19 protein-coding genes and 1 pseudogene are annotated in these 19,369 nt (G+C 66.9%); 9 read left to right on the top strand and 11 right to left on the bottom strand.

Translation table 11 applies throughout. From position 1 onward, the window contains the following. Window positions 1-141: 141 nt before the first annotated feature. Together glsA and ACFC4D_RS31795 are read left to right on the top strand one after the other, a co-directional pair. Complete coding sequence (gene glsA, locus ACFC4D_RS31800; RefSeq protein ID WP_375954007.1) at window positions 142-2,016, top strand: glutaminase A; 1,875 nt, start codon at window positions 142-144, stop codon at window positions 2,014-2,016. Window positions 2,017-2,101: 85 nt separating this feature from the next. Further along, on the top strand, window positions 2,102-2,788 hold the full coding sequence (locus ACFC4D_RS31795) for an SIMPL domain-containing protein (RefSeq protein ID WP_376068715.1): 687 nt from the start codon (window positions 2,102-2,104) through the stop codon (window positions 2,786-2,788). Between the two features lie 339 nt (window positions 2,789-3,127). On the opposite strand, the gene ACFC4D_RS31790 is transcribed toward ACFC4D_RS31795, so the two are convergent. From ACFC4D_RS31790 to ACFC4D_RS31775, 4 genes and pseudogenes are all read right to left on the bottom strand, one after another. Beyond that, complete coding sequence (locus ACFC4D_RS31790) at window positions 3,128-3,937, bottom strand: hypothetical protein (protein WP_375954010.1); 810 nt, start codon at window positions 3,935-3,937, stop codon at window positions 3,128-3,130. Window positions 3,938-4,030: 93 nt separating this feature from the next. Further along, entirely contained in the window at window positions 4,031-5,209 is a 1,179-nt protein-coding gene (locus ACFC4D_RS31785) for a class I SAM-dependent RNA methyltransferase (protein WP_376069111.1), read from the bottom strand. A 117-nt stretch (window positions 5,210-5,326) separates the two neighbouring features. Beyond that, a pseudogene (locus ACFC4D_RS31780) lies at window positions 5,327-5,698 on the bottom strand (TRAM domain-containing protein); the annotation flags it as partial. Next, window positions 5,698-7,683: an APC family permease gene (locus ACFC4D_RS31775; RefSeq protein ID WP_364631716.1), complete on the bottom strand. Its 1,986-nt coding sequence runs from the start codon at window positions 7,681-7,683 to the stop codon at window positions 5,698-5,700. The pseudogene ACFC4D_RS31780 and the gene ACFC4D_RS31775, both read right to left, overlap by 1 nt. Before the next feature lie 195 nt (window positions 7,684-7,878). Here ACFC4D_RS31775 and ACFC4D_RS31770 point away from each other — a divergent pair, with 195 nt between their 5' ends. Next, window positions 7,879-8,544: a TrkA family potassium uptake protein gene (locus tag ACFC4D_RS31770; protein WP_364631713.1), complete on the top strand. Its 666-nt coding sequence runs from the start codon at window positions 7,879-7,881 to the stop codon at window positions 8,542-8,544. Between the two features lie 3 nt (window positions 8,545-8,547). Then, window positions 8,548-9,237 carry a potassium channel family protein gene (locus ACFC4D_RS31765; protein ID WP_375954014.1) on the top strand — a complete coding sequence of 230 codons (690 nt, stop codon included), beginning with the start codon at window positions 8,548-8,550 and terminating at the stop codon, window positions 9,235-9,237. 29 nt (window positions 9,238-9,266) lie between these two features. Here ACFC4D_RS31765 and ACFC4D_RS31760 read toward each other — a convergent pair whose 3' ends face one another. The 3 genes from ACFC4D_RS31760 to ACFC4D_RS31750 form a co-directional block, all read right to left on the bottom strand. Then, window positions 9,267-9,971, bottom strand: coding sequence for a sigma-70 family RNA polymerase sigma factor (locus ACFC4D_RS31760; RefSeq protein WP_364631707.1), 705 nt, complete (start codon window positions 9,969-9,971; stop codon window positions 9,267-9,269). A gap of 160 nt (window positions 9,972-10,131) precedes the next feature. After that, complete coding sequence (locus ACFC4D_RS31755) at window positions 10,132-10,971, bottom strand: DUF3159 domain-containing protein (RefSeq protein ID WP_375954016.1); 840 nt, start codon at window positions 10,969-10,971, stop codon at window positions 10,132-10,134. 5 nt (window positions 10,972-10,976) lie between these two features. Continuing rightward, the gene (locus ACFC4D_RS31750) at window positions 10,977-11,369 is read right to left on the bottom strand and encodes an OB-fold nucleic acid binding domain-containing protein (protein ID WP_364631704.1); all 393 of its coding nucleotides are present in this window, start codon (window positions 11,367-11,369) and stop codon (window positions 10,977-10,979) included. A 159-nt stretch (window positions 11,370-11,528) separates the two neighbouring features. Here ACFC4D_RS31750 and ACFC4D_RS31745 point away from each other — a divergent pair, with 159 nt between their 5' ends. Continuing rightward, on the top strand, window positions 11,529-12,245 hold the full coding sequence (locus ACFC4D_RS31745; protein ID WP_376068713.1) for an alpha/beta fold hydrolase: 717 nt from the start codon (window positions 11,529-11,531) through the stop codon (window positions 12,243-12,245). Between the two features lie 88 nt (window positions 12,246-12,333). On the opposite strand, the gene ACFC4D_RS31740 is transcribed toward ACFC4D_RS31745, so the two are convergent. Both ACFC4D_RS31740 and dut read right to left on the bottom strand, forming a co-directional pair. Further along, a complete protein-coding gene (locus ACFC4D_RS31740; RefSeq protein WP_376068711.1) occupies window positions 12,334-13,224 on the bottom strand; it encodes a DUF3710 domain-containing protein in 891 nt (296 codons plus the stop codon). A gap of 2 nt (window positions 13,225-13,226) precedes the next feature. Continuing rightward, complete coding sequence (gene dut, locus ACFC4D_RS31735; protein WP_364631695.1) at window positions 13,227-13,727, bottom strand: dUTP diphosphatase; 501 nt, start codon at window positions 13,725-13,727, stop codon at window positions 13,227-13,229. A 79-nt stretch (window positions 13,728-13,806) separates the two neighbouring features. On the opposite strand from dut, the gene ACFC4D_RS31730 reads away from it, so the two are divergent. Continuing rightward, window positions 13,807-14,298 (top strand): DUF3093 domain-containing protein, encoded by a 492-nt coding sequence (locus tag ACFC4D_RS31730; protein ID WP_376069109.1) that lies wholly within the window; start codon window positions 13,807-13,809, stop codon window positions 14,296-14,298. A gap of 90 nt (window positions 14,299-14,388) precedes the next feature. Here the strand turns inward: ACFC4D_RS31730 and ACFC4D_RS31725 are convergent, their stop codons facing one another. Then, window positions 14,389-14,691 (bottom strand): DUF4193 domain-containing protein, encoded by a 303-nt coding sequence (locus ACFC4D_RS31725; protein WP_067566805.1) that lies wholly within the window; start codon window positions 14,689-14,691, stop codon window positions 14,389-14,391. Window positions 14,692-15,111: 420 nt separating this feature from the next. Here ACFC4D_RS31725 and cei point away from each other — a divergent pair, with 420 nt between their 5' ends. Further along, entirely contained in the window at window positions 15,112-15,789 is a 678-nt protein-coding gene (cei, locus tag ACFC4D_RS31720; protein WP_364631691.1) for an envelope integrity protein Cei, read from the top strand. Window positions 15,790-15,916: 127 nt separating this feature from the next. Here the strand turns inward: cei and ACFC4D_RS31715 are convergent, their stop codons facing one another. Then, window positions 15,917-16,849: an inositol monophosphatase family protein gene (locus ACFC4D_RS31715; protein WP_375954022.1), complete on the bottom strand. Its 933-nt coding sequence runs from the start codon at window positions 16,847-16,849 to the stop codon at window positions 15,917-15,919. A gap of 175 nt (window positions 16,850-17,024) precedes the next feature. Here ACFC4D_RS31715 and ppgK point away from each other — a divergent pair, with 175 nt between their 5' ends. After that, window positions 17,025-17,783: a polyphosphate--glucose phosphotransferase gene (gene ppgK / locus ACFC4D_RS31710; protein ID WP_375954024.1), complete on the top strand. Its 759-nt coding sequence runs from the start codon at window positions 17,025-17,027 to the stop codon at window positions 17,781-17,783. 151 nt (window positions 17,784-17,934) lie between these two features. After that, a complete protein-coding gene (locus tag ACFC4D_RS31705; RefSeq protein WP_375954026.1) occupies window positions 17,935-19,332 on the top strand; it encodes an RNA polymerase sigma factor in 1,398 nt (465 codons plus the stop codon). Window positions 19,333-19,369 lie beyond the last annotated feature (37 nt).

The following is a 19,369-nucleotide window of genomic DNA, read 5'->3' as shown; positions in this document are numbered from 1 at the left end:
TATTGCTCCCTCCGGATGTCTCCTGTGATTGCAACAGTCTACGGAGACCCGACCGGCCCCCAACGCCAGGAACTGAACTCCACCTGCGACATCCGCAATAGATGTGAGGCTCCACACACATTACCCGGATACAGTGGCCCAGTGGTCCCCCCAATTCCGGCCACTATCGGCCCAGCTCGCGTGTCGCACGGCGTGGTCGCGCGCATCATCGACGAAGTGTACGAATTGTGCCGATCCGATATGTCCGGTGAGCTGGCCGACTACATCCCGGAACTCGCGGCGGTACAACCGGATTCATTCGGCATCTGCCTGGCTACGGCCGACGGCCAGGTGTACGGCAGCGGAGACCTGGACACCGGCTTCACGATTCAGTCGATCTCCAAACCCTTCACCTACGCACTGGCATTGGCCGATCGCGGCATCGCCGCCGTGGCCGAGCGCATCGACGTGGAACCCACCGGTGAACCGTTCAATGAAATCAGTCTGGACCCCAAGACACAGCGGCCGCGCAATCCGATGATCAACGCGGGCGCGATCGCGTCCGCCGGGCTCGTCGACGGTCGTGACGCGGCCGACCGGTTCGCTCGGATACAACGCAGCTACAGCCGATTCGCCGGCCGCGAGCTTCGGCTCAACGAGGCCGTCTACGCCTCCGAGGCGCGCACCGGCTACCGCAATCGCGCCATCGGCTATCTGCTGCGCGGAGCCGGAATCATCGACGGCGATCCGGACGAGGTGGTGGACCGCTACTTCCGGCAGTGCTCCATCGACGTCACCTGCCGCGACCTCGCCATCATGGCCGCGACGCTGGCCAATAACGGTGTGAATCCCTTAACGCACGAACGCGCGCTGTCCCGGCCGCTGGTCGAGCAAGTACTCAGCGTCATGACCACCTGCGGGATGTACGACGCGGCGGGCGACTGGGTGACCACCGTCGGGCTACCCGCCAAAAGTGGTGTGGGCGGCGGGATTCTGGCGGTGCTGCCCGGGCAGATCGGGATCGCCGTGTACTCACCGCGATTGGACGCGCACGGCAGCAGCGTGCGCGGCGTCAAGGCGTGCCGGGAGCTCTCGCATCGACTCGGACTGCACTTCCTGCATGTGACCCGGGCCGCGCACACCGCGATCCGCACCGCGTACACCGTCGCCGAAGCGCCCTCGCGATTGCGCCGCGACGCCGACGAATTGGACGTACTGCGCCAATGGGGTGAGCGCGCACAGATATTCGAACTGCACGGCGATCTGCTGTTCGCGGGCGCGGAATCCACGGTGCGCGCGGTGGAGGCGGCCTCACTGTCGGGGAACCTGGAAGCGCTGGTGCTCGATCTGCGCGAGGTCGCCGATGTGGCGGAGATCGCGGTGCGCATGCTCGACGATCTGCAGGCCGAACTCGCCGCTGCGGGATGCCGGGTGGCGCTGGTCGATCCGGAAGCCAAACTCGGGCATATGGAATCGAGCCTGGATCCGGCCGATCCGCGCGGGCGGGTATTCGCCGACCGCGACAGCGCCACCGAATGGTGTGAACAACTGATCATCGACAAATACCGGCCGGAGGATTGCACGCCGTCGGCGGCATTGCGGATAGAACAGCATCCGGCGCTGGCCGATCTGCCCGATGAGGAAAGACAGCGGCTGGCCAAGGAATTCGAAATCCGGACTATCGCGCGCGGGGAACGCATCATCGCCCGGGACAGTCCGCGCGCCGGACTGTTCCTGATTCTCGATGGACGGGTACGGGTGAGTTTCGAAGATCGCGACGGCCGTCGGCACCGGCTCATATCCCTCTCCCCCGGAATGTCATTCGGTGAGATATCCCTCCTCACCGGTGTGCGATTCAGCAATGACATCTATGCCGAGAACACGGTTCGGCTCGCGGTGCTGCCACCGGACAAATTCGATGAACTGACCCGCCAGGCACCGGAAGTGAAACTCGCGCTGCTGGAACGCCTCGCGACGGCCGCCTATGCCCAGGCCGATGCCGCCGTCCGCGCGCTCGCGGCCCACGGCGGCGTCTGACCCCGCCGCCGGGCGCGGCGGACCAGGCGGAACCATAGCCCTCGGTAGCATCGACTTGCCCTGGCAGCTATCGAGGAGGACCGCCGTGCCCAGCACCGGAATCGACACCGGCAGCATTACGATCTACGGCTCCGGAAGCGCCACCGACATACCGGATCTCATGCGCGTGACCATGTCGATCGAGACCAAGGCCGATACGGTCGCGCTGGCCTACGCGGCTGCCGGGGAGCGCACCAACGCGCTCATCGAATCGCTGCGCGGGGATGGGGTGCCGGGGCGGGACATCTCGACCAGCGGCCTGTCGGTACGCACCGATACGGTGTGGACCGAGGCCAATCGAGAGCAGGTCGTCGGATACGTCGCCAGCACCTCACTCACGGTCACACTGCGCGATATCGCCGCGGCGGAGAAAGCCGATGCGAACAGTGGCCCGGCGGCGATCATCGCGCACGCGGTCGAGGCGGGCGGCAATGACGTACGACTGGGCGGACTCTCGCTGACGGTGAGCGATCCCGAAGCACTGCTCACCCTCGCCCGCGATGCCGCCTGGGATCACGCCCTGGACAAGGCACAACAGTACGCGCGCCGGGCGGGCCGCAGCCTCGGACCGGTACTGGAAATCACCGAGGACACCTCCGGGCCGTCGATCCCCATGCCCCGCATAGCTTTCGCCGCCGCCAAGAGCGATATGGGCGGAGCCCCACCGATTCCCGTCGAGTTCGGCGAGAGCGAACTCAACGCCACAATCAAGGTCACCTGGCAATTGAGCTGAACCACATCCCTGTCCACTAGCCGAAGCCGGATTGTGCTGTACCCGAAGAACATTCGTTTCCGGGCATAAACTCACCGGGTGAGCGATGCACAGCGGGAATGGTGGACCCACCTCGGGAACATAGGGTTGCTGATCCTGACGGTGCTCGCCTACGCGGGGGCGGACGAGGCATGGGACGCGCACGCGTGGCCCCTGGTCGTACTGCTCGGCTGTGTGATCGCCGTCTGCGTGGTATTCCTCACCCGGGCGATCATCGAAGCGATCCTCGAGCCGATCATGCTGGTGACATTCGCCGTAGCGGCACTGTTCGGAACCATTGCCGTCATATGGATCTGGCTATCAGAAATCTATCTGCGACAGAAGCGTCGCCGCGCGGGTCGCGGTGAGTTGGATGCGGAAGCGGGTGGCGTCGGCTCTGGTTCGGTGGGGGTACGGGTTGACCGAGGTGAGCAGGCGGAGGTCGCGGAGTAGGCGGGTGCCTTCGCGGACCGAGAGGCGGGCGGTGTCGATGAGGTGGCGGACGTTCTTGGTGCTGTCCAGGTCCTGGGTGCCCGCGGCGTAGGCGGTGAGGTGGTCCAGCGCGGATCTCAGGTGTTCCTCGCAGGCGGTGTAGTCGCGGCGGGCGTACGCCTTGCTTGCCTGCTGTAGCTGTTCCAAAGGTGTTTGCTGACTGCGTAATTCGAGTTCGGTCTCGATCAGGGCCAGTTCCTCGGCCAGGGCGACCGGGAGCCGGTGCGTGGGTCTGAGGCGACAGCGCAGGGTGGCGTCCGGGGCGGTGCCGCCGACGGTTTCGATGCGCAGCTGATAGCCGTCGACCAGCAGCGCGGCGCGCAGGGTGCTCAGCCACGGCGGAAGTTGTTTGCGCTCCAGGGATTCCCCGCGCAGGAACTTCTGCGCGGTCACCTCGACCAGATTCAGCAGTGCCTGATCGGCGTCGGCGTTACCGGCCAGCGCCGCCATGCGCGCGCCGTAGACGGGGGTGACCAAACGGCCCCAATAACTATCGCTGTTGACCCACATCTCCACGGTGTACTCGGGGCGCTTGAGGTCGACGCTCAAGAGCAGGCCCTCGAGGGAGTAGAACTTGGCCTGATCCCCGTAGATCAGTTCCACCACCGACGCGAGCGTCGGGTCGGACAGCGTAGTCATGACCGCTATCTTGGCGGATGCCCGATAGTGGGTGCAGCACGGCCCGCTTCCGGCGGGCAACCGGAGACGGACTCTGCCGCAATACGATCCGGGTCAGCGCTCCAGCACCGCGATGCACTCCACATGGTGGGTACCCGGGAAAGCGTCGAAGACGCGCAGGCCAGCGGGGTTGTAGCCGGCGCTGCGATAGAGCCCGAGGTCACGGGCGAAAGCCGCTGGATCACAACCGATATGGACAATTCGGCGCGGTCCGCGTTCGGCCAGTGCCGCGACGACCTCCTTGCCCGCACCCGCGCGCGGCGGATCCAGGACCACCACATCCGGTGCGGTAGCGGGCTGTTCGACGATCCAGCGCTCCACCCGCTCGGCCCGCAACTCCACCCACGGCAGATCCCGCAGCGCCGCTTTACCTTCGGTGACGGCGGTGCGCGCGAACTCCACGCCGTGCACCGCGCCGCCCGGCCCGACCTGCTCGGCCAGCCGCGCCGCGAACACACCGACACCGCTGTACAGATCCCACGCCAGCGCATCGGACGCGGCATCGGACCACTCGGCCACCACATCCGAATACCGTTGTGCGGCACCGTAATGCGGCTGCCAGAACCCGGTGGCGGACAGCTCGAACCGGCGACCGGACACATACTGCACGGTCCGGCCGCTGCCGTCGATAACGCGTTCGGCGCGCGGCCCACTCGCAGCCGCACGACGGGCAGCAGTACTACTGCGATCACCACCGTGCCCACCGCCCTGGCGGCCACCACGCCGATCCCCGCCACGACCCGCGCGCCCGCGATCCTGCCGACCGCCGCGCTCGGACTCCACCGGAGCCAACTCGATCAGATGCCGCATCCCGTCACCGTCAACGGCCACAACAAGATCCGCGCCCGGCGTCCACTTGCGATCGGCGATACCCTCCATCGCCCCCGCCATCGGCTGCGGACACCGCAGGTCCGCGATCACATCCGTGCTGCGATAACGATGCACCCCGGCGCGACCGTTCGCATCCACCACCAACCGCACCCGAGACCGCCAACCGGCCGTATAGGACTGCGGCGCAATCACACCCGATGACCGGTCCGGAGAACCGAACTCCGGGCCTCCGAGAATAGGAGCGCCCCTTCCGATCCCGGCATCATCACCTGGACCGGAGATGAAGTCGCGTACCCGTCCCGCCGCGATGCCCTTCACACGGCCTGCGGCAAGGCCGCTTCCACGGCCGGGCGCGGTGGCACCCGCGCGACCCGCTTCGACGTCCTCGCCATAGGCCGCCACGGCTCCTCGAACCCTGATCGCGGCGCTGCCCCGCACTCCCCCTACGGCACCGGGTCTGGCACCAGCGGAGCCGGTCGCCGGGAGCAGCGGGGCCGCCGCGCCGTACGCCGGTGCCGGGATCACCTCGACCTCGAAGTCCGGCTCCCAGTCGGCGAGTCGGCGCAGCTGCTCGGAAACGACCGTGGCCTTGAGAGCGCGCTGCCCCTCCGGGCTGGCGTGTGCGAAATCGCAGCAGCCCGCGCCACCCGGACCGGAGACCGGGCAGGTGGGGTCGATGCGGTCGGCCGAGGGCTCCAGGATCTCGACGGCGTCGGCGCGGCAGAAGGAACCGCCGCGATCCTCGGTGACCTGTGCGCGCACCAGTTCGCCGGGCAGACCGTGGCGGACGAAGAGAACTCGGCCCTCATGGCGGGCCACGCAGAAGCCGCCGTGGCCGGGCGGGCCGAGCCGAACCTCCAGAATCGAACCGCGCCAGTCCTCTCGGCTCACTACTCGTCTCCGAATCCGCGCCGGACCGAACCGGGCGCATTGACTTCACGACCCGCACGGGCCTTGACCGATGAACTGAGCTGCCACGGCACCGAGGTCACCATGACGCCGGGCTCGAACAGCAGGCGGCCCTTGAGCCGCAGCGCACTCTGGTTGTGCAGCAACTGTTCCCACCAGTGGCCGACCACGTATTCGGGGATGAACACGGTCACCACATCGCGCGGGGAATCCTTGCGCACCCGCTTCACGTAATCCACCACCGGCTTGGTGATCTCACGATACGGCGATTCGATCACCTTGAGCGGCACCGAGATATCGCTGCGCTCCCACTCCCGCACCAGCGCGCGGGTATCGGGCTCATCGACATTGACGGTGATGGCCTCGATGGTGTCCGGCCGGGTGGCGCGCGCGTAGGCGATGGCCCGCTTGGTGGGCAGATGCAGTTTGGACACCAGCACGATGGAATGCGTGCGGCTGGGCAGCACGCCGTCCCATTCGGTCTCGTCCAGTTCGCGCGACACCGTGTCGTAGTGCCGCCGAATGAGTTTCATGATGCCGAAGATGGCCGCCATGGTGACGATCGCGATCCACGCGCCCGCCAGGAACTTGGTGATCAGCACGATCACCAGCACGGTGGCGGTCATGGTGAGGCCGACCGCGTTGATCACCCGCGAGCGCTTCATGCGCATCCGCTGCGCCGGATCGGTCTCGGTGCGCAGCAGGCGCGTCCAATGCCGCAGCATGCCGGTCTGGCTCAGCACGAACGAGACGAACACGCCCACGATGTACAGCTGAATGAGCTTGGTCACCTCGGCCCCGAAGAGCACCACGAACGCGATGGCGGCGCCCGCCAGGAAGATGATGCCGTTACTGAACGCCAGCCGATCGCCACGGGTGTGCAGCTGGCGCGGCAGGAATCGATCCTGCGCCAGGATCGATCCCAGCACCGGGAAACCGTTGAAGGCGGTATTGGCCGCCAGCACCAGGATCAGCGCCGTGACGATGGTGATGAAGTAGAACCCGGCCGGGAAGCCGTGGAACACCGCGCCCGCCAACTGCGCGACGAGGGTCTTCTGCTCGTAACCCGCGGGCGCGCCGATCAGATCCGCGGTGTTGTGCGCGTAGACGATCCCGACCTTCTGGGCCAGCACGATCATCGAGATGAACAGCGACACCGCGATGACACCGAGCAGCAGCAGCGTGGTCGCGGCATTGCGCGACTTCGGTTTCCGGAACGCGGGCACACCGTTGCTGATGGCCTCCACACCGGTCAGCGCGGCACAGCCGGAGGAGAACGCGCGGGCGATGAGGAACACGAACGCCAGCCCCATCAAATGCTCGTCCTCGGCCTTCAACTCGAATCCGTAGGACTCCGCGTGCACCTGATCGCCGAGCACCTCGATCCGGAAGAAGCCCCAGATGAGCATGAGGAACATGCCGATCATGAACGCATAGGTCGGAATCGCGAACGCGGTGCCCGATTCCCGGACACCGCGCAGATTGATAGCGGTCAGAATCACAATCGCCGCGACCGCGAACAACACCTTGTGCGTGGAGACGAATGGCACCGCGGAACCGATATTCGACGCCGCCGAGGAAATCGACACCGCCACCGTCAGCACATAATCCACCAGCAGCGCGCTGCCGACGGTGAGACCGGCCGTCGGCCCGATGTTCTTGGTGGCGACCTCGTAATCACCGCCGCCCGATGGATAGGCGTGCACATTCTGCCGATAACTGGCCACCACGACCGCCATCACCAGCGCGACCGCCAAACCCACCCAGGGCGCGTAGGTGTAGGCGGAAAGCCCGGCCACCGACAGCACCAGGAAGATTTCCTCGGGCGCGTATGCCACCGATGACAAAGCATCGGAGGCGAAGACCGGGAGCGCGATTCGCTTGGGCAGCAGGGTGTGCCCCAGGGAATCACTACGGAATGGGCGGCCAACCAGCATGCGCTTGGCGGCCGTCGTCAACTTCGACACTTTGGTGAGCATAAGGGAGTGCGCGACCCGTCGCGTCCACGGCGCGGCACGTTGGGGTGACGGACCGTAGTGTGGCGCGTGAAAGCTCACGTTCCGGTTTGGATACCGGCCGGAGGGGGAAAATGCCTCGGGAAAAACTCGAGCGGTACGGTAACCAGACCGCACACCACGGTTTTCGGGAATGGGGTTCGCACGGTGTACGTAGTGATCATGGGGTGTGGACGAGTGGGGTCCTCACTCGCCCGGGCCCTGGTCCGCATCGGCCACGAGGTCGCGGTGATCGATCAGAATTCGAGCGCCTTCCTGCGACTGGGCCGTGATTTCCCCGGATTGTGCATCACCGGAGTCGGATTCGACCGGGATGTCCTGACCCGCGCGGGCATCGAACGCGCGGGCGCGTTCGCGGCCGTGTCCTCCGGCGACAACTCGAACATCATCTCCGCACGCGTGGCCCGCGAGACCTTCGGCATCGAGCGCGTGGTCGCGCGCATCTACGACGCCAAACGCGCCGCCGTATACGAGCGCCTGGGCATTCCGACCATCGCCACCGTGCCCTGGACCACCGATCGCTTCCTGCGCACGCTGGTGGCCGATCAATCCACCACCACCTGGCGCGATCCCACCGGCACCGTCGCGGTGACCGAGATCCCGCTGCACGAGGAGTGGTACGGCCGCACGGTCACCTCGCTGGAGAGCACCATCGGCGCGCGCGTGGCCTTCCTGATCCGCTTCGGCCAGGGCGTGCTGCCGAACTCCAAAACGCTGCTGCAGGCCGATGACACCGTCTACATCGCCGCCACCTCCGGCACCGTCGGTGAAGCCGTCGCGCTGGCCGGTAACGCCCCCGCTAGCGAGGACTGACTCATGAAGGTAGCCATTGCGGGCGCCGGCGCTGTCGGCCGATCCATCGCCCAGGAGCTATTGCGCGGCGGGCATCAGGTGATGCTGCTCGAGCGCCGCCTCGATCACATCGATCCCACCGCCGCGCCCACCGCGGTCTGGACGCACGCCGATGCCTGCGAACTGGCCACGCTCGAAGAGGCCGGGCTGGAATCGTACGACGTGGTCATCGCCGCCACCGGCGATGACAAAGTCAATCTGGTGTTCGCCCTGCTCGCCAAGACCGAATTCGGAGTCGGCCGGGTGGTCGCGCGGGTGAACGATCCACGCAATGAATGGCTGTTCGATTCATCGTGGGGTGTGGACGTCGCCGTCTCCACGCCGCGACTGCTGGCCTCACTGGTCGAGGAGGCCGTCTCGGTGGGTGATCTGGTGCGGCTGATGACCCTGCGCCAGGGTCAGGCCAATCTGGTCGAGATCACGCTGCCCAGCGATACGCCGTTGGCGGGCAAGGCCGTTCGCACGTTGAAGCTGCCGCGCGATGCCGCGCTGGTCACCATTCTGCGCGGCGGCCGGGTCATCGTGCCGCAGGCCGATGATCCGCTGGAAGGGTCGGACGAATTGCTGTTCGTCACCTCCGTGGAGGCCGAGGACGATCTTCGGAAAGCCCTCGGCGTCAACGGTTTCGGCAGCCCGGTCGGCGCAACCGCCTGATACCTGCCTTCCCGGGCGGCCGTCACGGATTACGACGCCGCCCGGAGTTCGGCGCGCAGCTTGTTGAGCGCGCGATGCTGCATCACTCGCACCACGCCGGGACTGGTGCCGATGGCCTCCGCGGTCTGCGCCGCGGTCCACCCCAGCACGATGCGCATGACCAGCACCTCGCGATGGGTGGGAGCCAGCACCTTCATGAGTTCCCTTGTGGCGGCCCGGGTTTCGGACTGCAACGCCCGCTCCTCCGGTCCGGCCTCGGTGTTCGGCTCATCCGGGAACTCCGCCACCGGGTACGCCGGGTGCAGCTGCGCCCGCCGGAACGCGTCGGCGACCTTATTGGCCGAGATGCCGTAGACGAACGCCAGGAACGACTTGCCCTGATCCCGGTAGCGCGGGATGGCCTGCACGGTCGCCAGGCAAATCTCCTGTGCCACATCGTCGGCCGTCACGTGCAGGTGTCCCGCACCGCCCATGCGCGCCGCGCAGTAGCGCCGCACCAGGGGGTAGACGATCTTGAGAATCTCCGAGACCGCCGCCCGGTCACCCGCGGCGGCGGGGCCGATCAGCTTCTCCAATTCCGCTGCGGCACGCCGGGATTCCGTCGTCGCCGCCGTGGTGCCGTTCTTGGTTCCCCGCCCCGCCGAATGCCTGCGCGCGGCGGCCGTTGTCTGCACCGCGGTCCCGAGCCCCTCAACACGGTCCTGCGCTGCCACTGCCTTGCCGTCGGTAATCAACTCCGCGATCCTTTCGCCGTATCGTTCATAACGATCCTGCGATGATCGAGGCTTCGGAAATAGGCACCCCAGGGGTGGGTTGGTCACCCCCTTGACAACACCGATTCCCCCGAAGGTGTTGCGCGGTGGGCGTTCAGCGCGATAAGTCGCTGGTAGAGGGTCAGTTCCCGGCAGACCCGGCGGTCTCGGACGATTCCGCCGATTCGACCGTCTTCGCACGATTCGCGGGCAGATGCCCGGCCTTGCGAACCGCCCACACCGTCACCACCAGCGCGACAGCGGTCAACGGCCAGCCCATGGCCAGGCGCGCCACCGCCAGCAAACCGGTGCTGTTGGCCGCGTACAGGTGGTTCTGCACGAGGTAGCGAGCGCCGAACACGACTGCCCACACCACCGTCGCCAGATCGTAGAGCCGCATGGCCCGGCGATCCGAACGCCAATCGGTGCCGTGCCCGTTCAGCACACCCCAGATGACACCCGCCAAAGGCCAGCGCACCACCAGCGACACCAGGAACGCGCCCGCGTACACCAGGCTCGCGTAGATACCGAACAGGAAGAAGCCCTTGGCCTCACCCATCCGGTAGGCGATGAACGCGCATACGCCGACACCGAGGAACCCGGAGATAGCGGGCTGGATCGGACCGCGCCGCACCAGACGCCAGATCAGAATCGCGGTGGCCACACCGAGTGCGGCCCAAATGGCCGTGGTGAGCCCGCGCAGCGAATTCACCGGTACGAAAACCAGCACCGGCAAGGAGGAGTAGATCAGCCCGCTGAAACCGCCGAGCTGTTCGAGCAGGGTCTGCTCGACCTCTTCCTCCTGCAGCTCTTCCAATTCCTCGCGGACACCGTGCGGCTGCTGCACCGCGTACTGCTCGGTCACGGCCTCGGTGAGTTCGGCCTCACGCGCGGCGAACTCGGCAGCGAAGCCGTCCTCCAGCTCGCGAGGGGCACCGGTGGGCGCACGGCCCTCGTCATTGCTGCTGGCAGGTATCGGCATAGGTGTCAGGAGTTCCCGCGAAGTTCGTAGTAGGGGTTGAAAATGACCTTGCCGCCGTCACGCTCGCCGACCCGGCCGCGGACCAGGATACGACGCCCCGGTTCGATACCCGGGATGCGACGCCTGCCGATGAACACCAGGTTCACACTGTCGGTGCCGTCGAAGAACTCGGCCTCCACCTCGGCCCCGCCCGACTTCGGACAGGCCTCGACACTGCGGAGGCGGCCCAGCATGGTGACTTCCTCACCGCGGCGACACTCCGATGCCCGGCACGCGCCCGACGCTTCCGACGTCTCGGCGAGTTCCTCGGCATCCAAACGATCCAGGTCCTCCGTCAGGCGCCGGCTCAAACGCCGGAAATACCCTGACGGGAAGTCCTTTCCACCCGAGGATGGCATCTCGCACGCTCTCCTGATAGACCCTCACGGCGTGGGTCGCACGTCGTTCGATTCTTTCCACTTAACCGGGGGGTTACCCCCTGGCTGCGGATGTACACCGCCACTGTAGAGGTCACGGCCCGCACCCGCCACGCGCGCCCGTCCCAGTACGCTCGCCGGGTGCCAGATCTCCCCCATCCGGCGGTCGCCGTCGCCCTGCCCGGAACCGGCTCCGACGCCCATTTCGCCCGCCGGGCCTTCGGATCCGCCTGCGCCGCACTGGATATCCCGTTCCATCCGGTCGATCCGGACCCCCGGCGCGTCATCGACAGCTATCACGCCGCCCTGGACGCCGCGGCGCGCTCGGGACCGATCCTGATCGCGGGCATCTCCCTCGGCGCGGCGGTTGCTGTGAATTGGGCCGCACGGCATCCGGAATCGGTCTACGGCGTGGTCGCGGCACTCCCGGCCTGGACCGGGGCGGATACCACCGGCTGCCCGGCGGCGCTGAGCGCGGCGGCCACCGCCTCGGCGCTGCGCGCGGACGGCATCGACGCCGTCATCGACATCATGCAGGCGTCCAGCCCCGCCTGGCTCGCCGAAGCGCTCACCCGGTCCTGGCGCTCGCAATGGCCGGACCTGCCCTCGGCGCTCGACGAAGCCGCCGGATACCACTGGCCGGAACCGGAGTTGTTGAGCAGCATCACAGTCCCGGTCTCACTGGTCGGCGCGATCGACGACCCGGTGCATCCGATCGCGGTCGCCGAACGCTGGGCCGATCTCATCCCGGGCAGCGATTTGCACCACATCACCCTCGACGAGCTGGGCGCGGATCCGGCCGTGCTCGGCGTGCGCGGATTCAGCACCCTGATCCAACGCCGCATCACAACGCGCTGACCACCCGGGAATTCCATACACGAACGGCCTTCGTGCTCTCCTCTGTCGAGGTGAGCGCGAAGGCCGTTGTCGTTCTTGGTGTTTCGGGTTACTGGAGGCCGAGCTGCTGCATGGCCGATCCTTCCGCGCCGCGACGCGGTTCGGTATCGGCCGCCGGGACGCCGGGCTGCGGGCCACCCTGGAGCGCGGCGAGCTGCGCGGCAACGGCCTGCTGCTGCGCGGCCAGCTGCTGCTGGTGCGCGGCGGCGAGCTGATCCGCCAGCTCCTGGGGTAGGACCACCGGCAGCGGTTCGCGCACCGGCAGCGGCTCATCGCCGCGGCGCACAATGGTCTCGCTCATGATCGCGCGGGCGGCGGCGACCAGGGGCTGGCTCTCCGAGGCCGCACCGGAGGGACCGGCCGCGACCAGGCGCACCATCCAGCGATGTCCGTCGACGCCGATGAAGCGCAGGTCCGCACCGTCGGTGACGGCGTGCAGTTCGCGACCCCAGGGCCCGTTCTGCACCGATACCTGCGCGCCGTCCTTGCGCAGCGTCTCGGCGAGATCGGCTGCGACCGAACGCCATTGGCCCGCCGATTTGGGCGCGGCGTACGCGGCGACGGTGATGCGGCCGTGCTCGGTGGCCAGGTGCACCGCCTGCGGCGTGCCGTCCGGGGTCATCTCGACCTGCAACTGCCCGCCCGGGGGCACCGGCACGATGACCGACCCCAGGTCCAGGCGCTGCTCGGCGACATCCTCGAGCTGATCGACCACGTCCTCGTAGTTGTACGGGCCGACCTTGGAGCCGCGCTCGGGCACCCGGAACGAATCGGTGTCGAATTCCGAGGAGAACTCCGAAGCCGGTGCGGCGTACTCGGGTTCGTCGTGGCCCTCGGCCTCGTACTCCACGTCATCGTCGTAGTCGTCGTACTCGGTGTATTCGCCCTCGTACCGGCCCGCGTCGTCCGCGTCACCCTTGCGCTTCTTGCGTCCGAACATCGTTATGCCTCCTTGCCGGCTGTTCTACCCGCCCCGCCGGACTGCGCGGTCAGGCTGGCATGCCCACCGCTCGATCCGTATCCTCCTGCGCCCCGCTCGGTTTCGTCGAGCGTGTCGACCTCGGCGAAGTCGACCAGTTCGACCCGCTGCACCAGCAGCTGGGCGATCCGGTCACCGCGCCGGAGCTCGATGGGAGTACGTAAATCATGATTGATCAGGCAGACCTTGATCTCACCGCGGTACCCCGCGTCGACCGTGCCGGGGGTGTTGACGACCGACAGGCCGTGCTTGGCCGCGAGTCCCGATCGCGGATGGATCAAACCGACCGTGCCGATCGGAAGCGCGATCGCGATGCCGGTACCGACCAGCACGCGTTCCCCCGGTTCGATGATGACGTCCTCGGTGGTGCACAGGTCCACCCCGGCGTCGCCCTCGTGAGCGCGCGTGGGTACGGGCATGCCGGCATCGAGCCGCAGCAGGGAGATAGGAGGAATTCCGGTCACGTGCGCCGAGCCTACGCGTTCACCCCCGCTGCCATTGACCTAGTCTGATGTCGTGTCCGACCAGCCCCCTCAGGTGACCATGGAACCTCAGCAGCAGACCACGCCCCTCTACTCCGAGCGCCTCTGGGTGCCGCTGTGGTGGTGGCCCGTCGGCTTGGCCGTCACCGGCCTGCTGGCAGCCGAAATCCACATGGGCGCACCGGGAATCCGGGCGTGGCTGCCGTATGTGCTGCTCTTCCCCATCCCCGTATGGGTACTGCTGTGGATGTCGCGGCACCGGGTCGAAGTGGCCCGCGACGGTGATGGAACCCCCGAATTGCGGATCGACACCGCCCATCTCCCGGCCACTTTCGTGAAACGGGCGGCGGGTGTGCCGACCAGTGCGAAGAGCGCGGCCCTGGGTCGACAACTCGACCCGGCCGCCTATGTCCAGCACCGCGCCTGGATCGGCCCGATGCTGCTACTCGTGCTCGATGACCCGGACGACCCGACACCGTACTGGTTGGTCAGTACGCGCCGGCCCGAACGAATCATGGAAGCCCTGGGCGTGCAGAACGCGGCTACTCAGTAACTGCCTGGAACCCCAGAGATCCCTTGCCGCGCTCGGCGAACCGAGCGCGGGCTGACGGATATTTCCTGCTCAGGGCTGTGTGACCTGGTATCAGGCCGCGCAGTCCATGCAAATCAGCTGCCCGCCGGCCTCATTGGCCAGCCGGCTGCGGTGGTGCACCAGGAAGCAGCTGGAACAGGTGAACTCATCGGCCTGCTTCGGGATGACCCGAACCGAGAGCACCTCCTCCGAAAGATCCGCGCCGGGAAGCTCGAACGACTCCGCGGTATCGGATTCGTCGATATCCACGACGGCGGACGCGGCCTCGTTGCGACGAGCCTTCAGCTCCTCGAGCGAGTCCTCCGACACTTCGTCGGTTTCGCTACGCCTCGGTGCGTCATAGTCGGTTGCCATGTCGTCTTCCCCTCGTCCTTACTCCGTATATCCCGGACCGGCTCGATCCGGACCCGATTCCTGCCGGAATCGAACCGGGGTTTGCCGCCCCGCCCGTGGTGTACGCCACACGTACACCTGTCACCGATCCGGCCGGATGCTCCTGGTCCGCACCTGATCGCGCTCGGTCAACGCAGGACATGCCCTTGTTGTTCCCGAAATCGAACCCCCGATTCAACCCGGGCGATACGATCTGGGCCGCCAGACAATAGCGGACCCCGGGACAAAAGTCGCAATCAAAACACACGCGAGTCGAAACTGAGGGTCAATCGTCACCGGCCGGGGAACCGACCGAGACCTTCGCGCGGCTTCCCGCGACCTTTCGAGGACTTACCGAGACCTTGCACGCAACGTCGGCAAGCTTTTCGTAGAGTGTGCCCTGTGGTTTCACTGATCACCCAAGGCAACTCGACCGACCCCGCGGGGCGGCCCTTCATTCGGCGACGCTGGGAGCCGTGGGCGGCCATGGTTGGCGTCATAGTCGTGATCTGCGCCGGTGTGTGGATCAAGGCACTGACGACGACCGAGTCCGACCCCGGCGCGATGGCGTGCAATTCGCCGAGTCCCGCGTCCAGTACCGCCGCACCCGCGGCCGCCCCGTTGGGGCAGCGGGTGGGGCAATCCCGGCTACGTGATGTGGAACCGGTGGCCCTCGCCCAGGCCAAAGTACGCGTGTTCAATGCCAACGGCCAGCGTGGTCAGGCCGCGCACGTGGCCTCCGAACTGGGCGATCTCGGCTTCGCCAGCGCACCGGACGTGCAGGTCGGCAATGATCCGGTCTACGTGAACGGTGATCTGGAGTGCACCGGGCAGATTCGTTTCGGCGTGAGTGGACGGCCCGCCGCGGCGGCCGTGCAATTGGTCGCGCCGTGCGCAGAGCTCATCGAGGATCAGCGCGCCGATGACACCGTGGATATGGTGCTGGGCTCGCTGTTCCGCGATATCCGGCCCAGCACCGATGCCGAGGAAGTGCTTCGCTCCCTCAAGAATCCGACGCCGGGCACCACGCCCGCCATCGACCCGAAGCTGCTCGACGCCGCCCGGCACTCGAAGTGCTGAGGCACTGACAGTTTCGGGCATGCTCGGCCGAAAACCCTTCCGGCCGTGACCAATCCGAGAATCGCCGCACCCGACCGGGTGCGGCGATTCGTTTTTTCGGTACTCGGGCGTGTCTAGCGGGCTGAAACTAAACCGGGATAGGGGTGGTGACACCGATCCGGTCCAGAAGATCGGACAGTTCGGTCGCTATACCGGGGGCGGCGGCGACCACCAACTCACCGGCCGTGCCCATCGATGTGGGCGCGGGCAGGATCAGCACCGCACCCGCCTCGGCGGCGATGAGCGCGCCCGCGGCCCAGTCCCACAGGTTCAGGCCGTGCTCGTAATGCGCGTCCACCCGGCCCTCGGCGACCATGCACAGATCCAGGGCCGCCGAGCCGAGACGGCGGATATCGCGAATTTCCGGCAACAGTTCGGCGATCAGTTCGCCCTGCCGGGCGCGGCGCTTGGGCGCGTAGGCGAATCCGGTGGCGATCAAGGCCATCGACACCGAGTCGACGGCATTGCAGCGCAAGGGAATCGGCGTGGCGCCGGCGCTCCCCCAGGTGCCGGAGACCGAGCGATGCGCGCCCTGGCCGAGGCCGGCGCTGTAGGTGACCTCGTGCACGACGTCCGCGACGGCTCCGGCCACGGATCGCCCGTCCCGGACCGCGGCCACCGAGACCGAGTACGCGGGAATCCCGTAGACGAAGTTCACCGTCCCGTCGATCGGATCCACGACCCACTGCACGGCCGCTGGATCGTCCGCCAGCGTCCCACCGTCCTCCTCCCCGACTACTCGGTCACCCGGGCGCAATTCGTCCACCAGGCGGCGGACCAGGGCCTCGGTTTCGGTATCGACGATGGTGACCGGATCGGTCGGGGTGCTCTTGGATTGCACGGCTTCGCCTTCGACCGCGCCCGGTCCGAAGACCTGAGGTCGGCGGGCGCGCACATGCGCGGCGGCGGTTTCGGCCAAATGGATCGCGATGCGCCGGAGTTCGGCGATGTCGGTCCCGTCGGTGGTCGCGGTGGTGTTCGATGCGGTGGAGGTGAAATCGGATTCCGGCACGAAGTCCATCGCAGCACAGATCCGGCACACCTCGCATTAGGCTTGTCGCGCACGACACAGCGCATCGGCCGGTTCCGGCCGCGTGGCGGGTGTATCCCGCAACTGTGAATTGATCACCGCCGGAGCCGGTATCGTGCCGCGCGCCGGGGTTCACCGGCATCACTTGGGAGAACGAGGAGTCGTCATGTCCGCTCGGGGGCACGCGTTCGGGATCGACATCGGGGGTAGCGGTGTCAAGGGCGCCGAGGTCGATCTGGCCACCGGTGAACTGGTCCGGGAACGCATCAAGGTGCCGACACCGCAACCGTCCACGCCGAACGCGGTGGCCGAGGCGGTGGCGAAGGTGGTGGCGCAGTCGGGCTGGGACGGTCCGGTCGGCATCACCATGCCGAGCGTGATCATCGGCGGCGTGGTGCGCACGGCCGCCAATATCGACAAGTCCTGGATCGGCACGGACGCGCGGTCGCTGTTCTCGCTGGCGCTGGGCGGCCGCGAGGTGACGGTGCTCAACGATGCCGACGCCGCCGGACTCGCCGAGGACCGCTACGGCGCGGCAAAGGATCTGACCGGCTTGGTAATGCTGCTCACCTTCGGCACCGGTATCGGATCGGCCGTGATGTACAACGGCGTGCTGATGCCGAACAGCGAACTCGGCCATCTCGAGGTGGGGGGTCGCGAGGCGGAGCATCTGGCGGCGGCGTCCATCAAGGATCGCGAGGGCCTGAGCTACGCGGAATGGGCCGCCGAGGTGAGTAAGGTGCTGGTCACGCTCGAAAATCTGTTCTGGCCGACCGTGTTCGTGGCGGGTGGCGGCATCAGTCGCGACTACGCTGAATGGATTCCCTTGCTGACCAACAGAACACCGGTTGTCGCGGCCGATTTGAAGAACACCGCGGGCATTGTCGGAGCGGCAATGGCCGTGTCTGCCGGTATCGCACCGTAAGCAGCCTGGTTCGATCGTTACAATGGAACAACATCCGGCGGTGCGCCGGTGAAACCAACCCGGCATGCGCGCCGGTTATCCCCCGACAGACCGCTCCGCCGGATCACCACTCTGGCGTGACGCCGCACGAGACCGTCACGAAAGGGCGTACGTGGTAGCCACGAATACCCGAGAGACCGCCGAATCGGCCGATGAGGCCGACTCCGCAGACACCACCGCAGCACGGCCGGTCAAGAAGGCTGCCGCCAAGAAAGCACCGGCCAAGAAGGCGGTAGCCAAAAAGGCCGCCGCCAAGAAGGTCGCTGCCAAGAAGGCGCCCGCCAAAAAGGCCGTTGCCAAGAAAGCCGGGGCCAAGGCCGAGGGCGCCGAGGGCGAAGCCGATGTGATCGGCGAGGACGAGGTCGAGCTCGACGACCTCGGTGACCTCGAGGTCGATGAGACCGATCTGGTCGAAGTCGATCTCGCCGACGACGAGGCCGAAGAGGAAGAGGCCGAGGCCGCCCCGGCGGGCGAGGAGGCCGAAGAGGCCGAGGAGCCCACCGAGAAGGACAAGGCTTCCGGCGATTTCGTCTGGGACGAGGAGGAATCCGAGGCCCTGCGGCAGGCCCGTAAGGACGCCGAGCTCACCGCTTCGGCCGACTCGGTCCGCGCCTACCTCAAGCAGATCGGCAAGGTCGCGCTGCTCAACGCGGAGGAGGAGGTCGAGCTCGCCAAGCGAATCGAGGCCGGTCTCTACGCCACCGAGCGCCTGCGCGAACTCGCCGAGAAGGGTGAGAAGCTGCCCGTGCAGCTGCGCCGCGATCTGCAGTGGATCATGCGCGACGGCAACCGTGCCAAGAACCATCTGCTCGAAGCCAACCTGCGCCTGGTGGTTTCGCTCGCCAAGCGCTACACCGGCCGCGGTATGGCGTTCCTGGATCTGATCCAGGAAGGCAATCTGGGTCTGATCCGCGCGGTCGAGAAGTTCGACTACACCAAGGGCTACAAGTTCTCCACGTACGCCACCTGGTGGATTCGTCAGGCCATCACCCGCGCCATGGCCGATCAGGCCCGCACCATCCGCATCCCGGTGCATATGGTCGAGGTCATCAACAAGCTCGGCCGCATCCAGCGTGAGCTCCTGCAGGATCTGGGCCGCGAGCCCACTCCCGAAGAGCTCGCCAAGGAAATGGACATCACGCCGGAGAAGGTGCTGGAAATCCAGCAGTACGCCCGTGAGCCCATCTCCCTCGACCAGACCATCGGTGACGAAGGTGATTCGCAGCTCGGCGATTTCATCGAGGACTCCGAAGCAGTGGTCGCCGTCGACGCGGTCAGCTTCACGCTTTTGCAGGACCAGCTCCAGTCGGTCCTGGAAACGCTTTCGGAGCGCGAAGCCGGCGTAGTCCGGTTGCGCTTCGGCCTCACCGACGGCCAGCCCCGCACCCTGGACGAAATCGGCCAGGTCTACGGCGTCACCCGCGAACGCATCCGCCAGATCGAGTCCAAGACCATGAGCAAGCTCCGCCACCCGAGCCGCTCCCAGGTCCTCCGCGACTACCTCGACTAGTTCAACCCGAGTTCGGGCCGCTGAGCTGCTGCTCAGC

The sequence above is a fragment of the Nocardia sp. NPDC056000 genome (assembly GCF_042269265.1).
Classification (GTDB): domain Bacteria; phylum Actinomycetota; class Actinomycetes; order Mycobacteriales; family Mycobacteriaceae; genus Nocardia.
The sequence above is the reverse complement of the archived record's forward strand: the minus strand, read 5'-3'. Positions and strand labels throughout refer to the sequence as shown.

Bases quoted from the DNA above. Each gene is read 5' to 3' on its own strand.
- ACFC4D_RS31790 (WP_375954010.1), bottom strand. From the start codon at position 3,937: ATGACTACGCTGTCCGACCCGACGCTCGCGTCGGTGGTGGAACTGATC.
- ACFC4D_RS31765 (WP_375954014.1), top strand. From the start codon at position 8,548: ATGAAGGTAGCCATTGCGGGCGCCGGCGCTGTCGGCCGATCCATCGCC.
- ACFC4D_RS31755 (WP_375954016.1), bottom strand. From the start codon at position 10,971: ATGCCGATACCTGCCAGCAGCAATGACGAGGGCCGTGCGCCCACCGGT.
- ACFC4D_RS31750 (WP_364631704.1), bottom strand. From the start codon at position 11,369: ATGCCATCCTCGGGTGGAAAGGACTTCCCGTCAGGGTATTTCCGGCGT.
- ACFC4D_RS31740 (WP_376068711.1), bottom strand. From the start codon at position 13,224: ATGTTCGGACGCAAGAAGCGCAAGGGTGACGCGGACGACGCGGGCCGG.
- ACFC4D_RS31730 (WP_376069109.1), top strand. From the start codon at position 13,807: ATGGAACCTCAGCAGCAGACCACGCCCCTCTACTCCGAGCGCCTCTGG.
- ACFC4D_RS31725 (WP_067566805.1), bottom strand. From the start codon at position 14,691: ATGGCAACCGACTATGACGCACCGAGGCGTAGCGAAACCGACGAAGTG.
- ACFC4D_RS31715 (WP_375954022.1), bottom strand. From the start codon at position 16,849: ATGGACTTCGTGCCGGAATCCGATTTCACCTCCACCGCATCGAACACC.
- ppgK (WP_375954024.1), top strand. From the start codon at position 17,025: ATGTCCGCTCGGGGGCACGCGTTCGGGATCGACATCGGGGGTAGCGGT.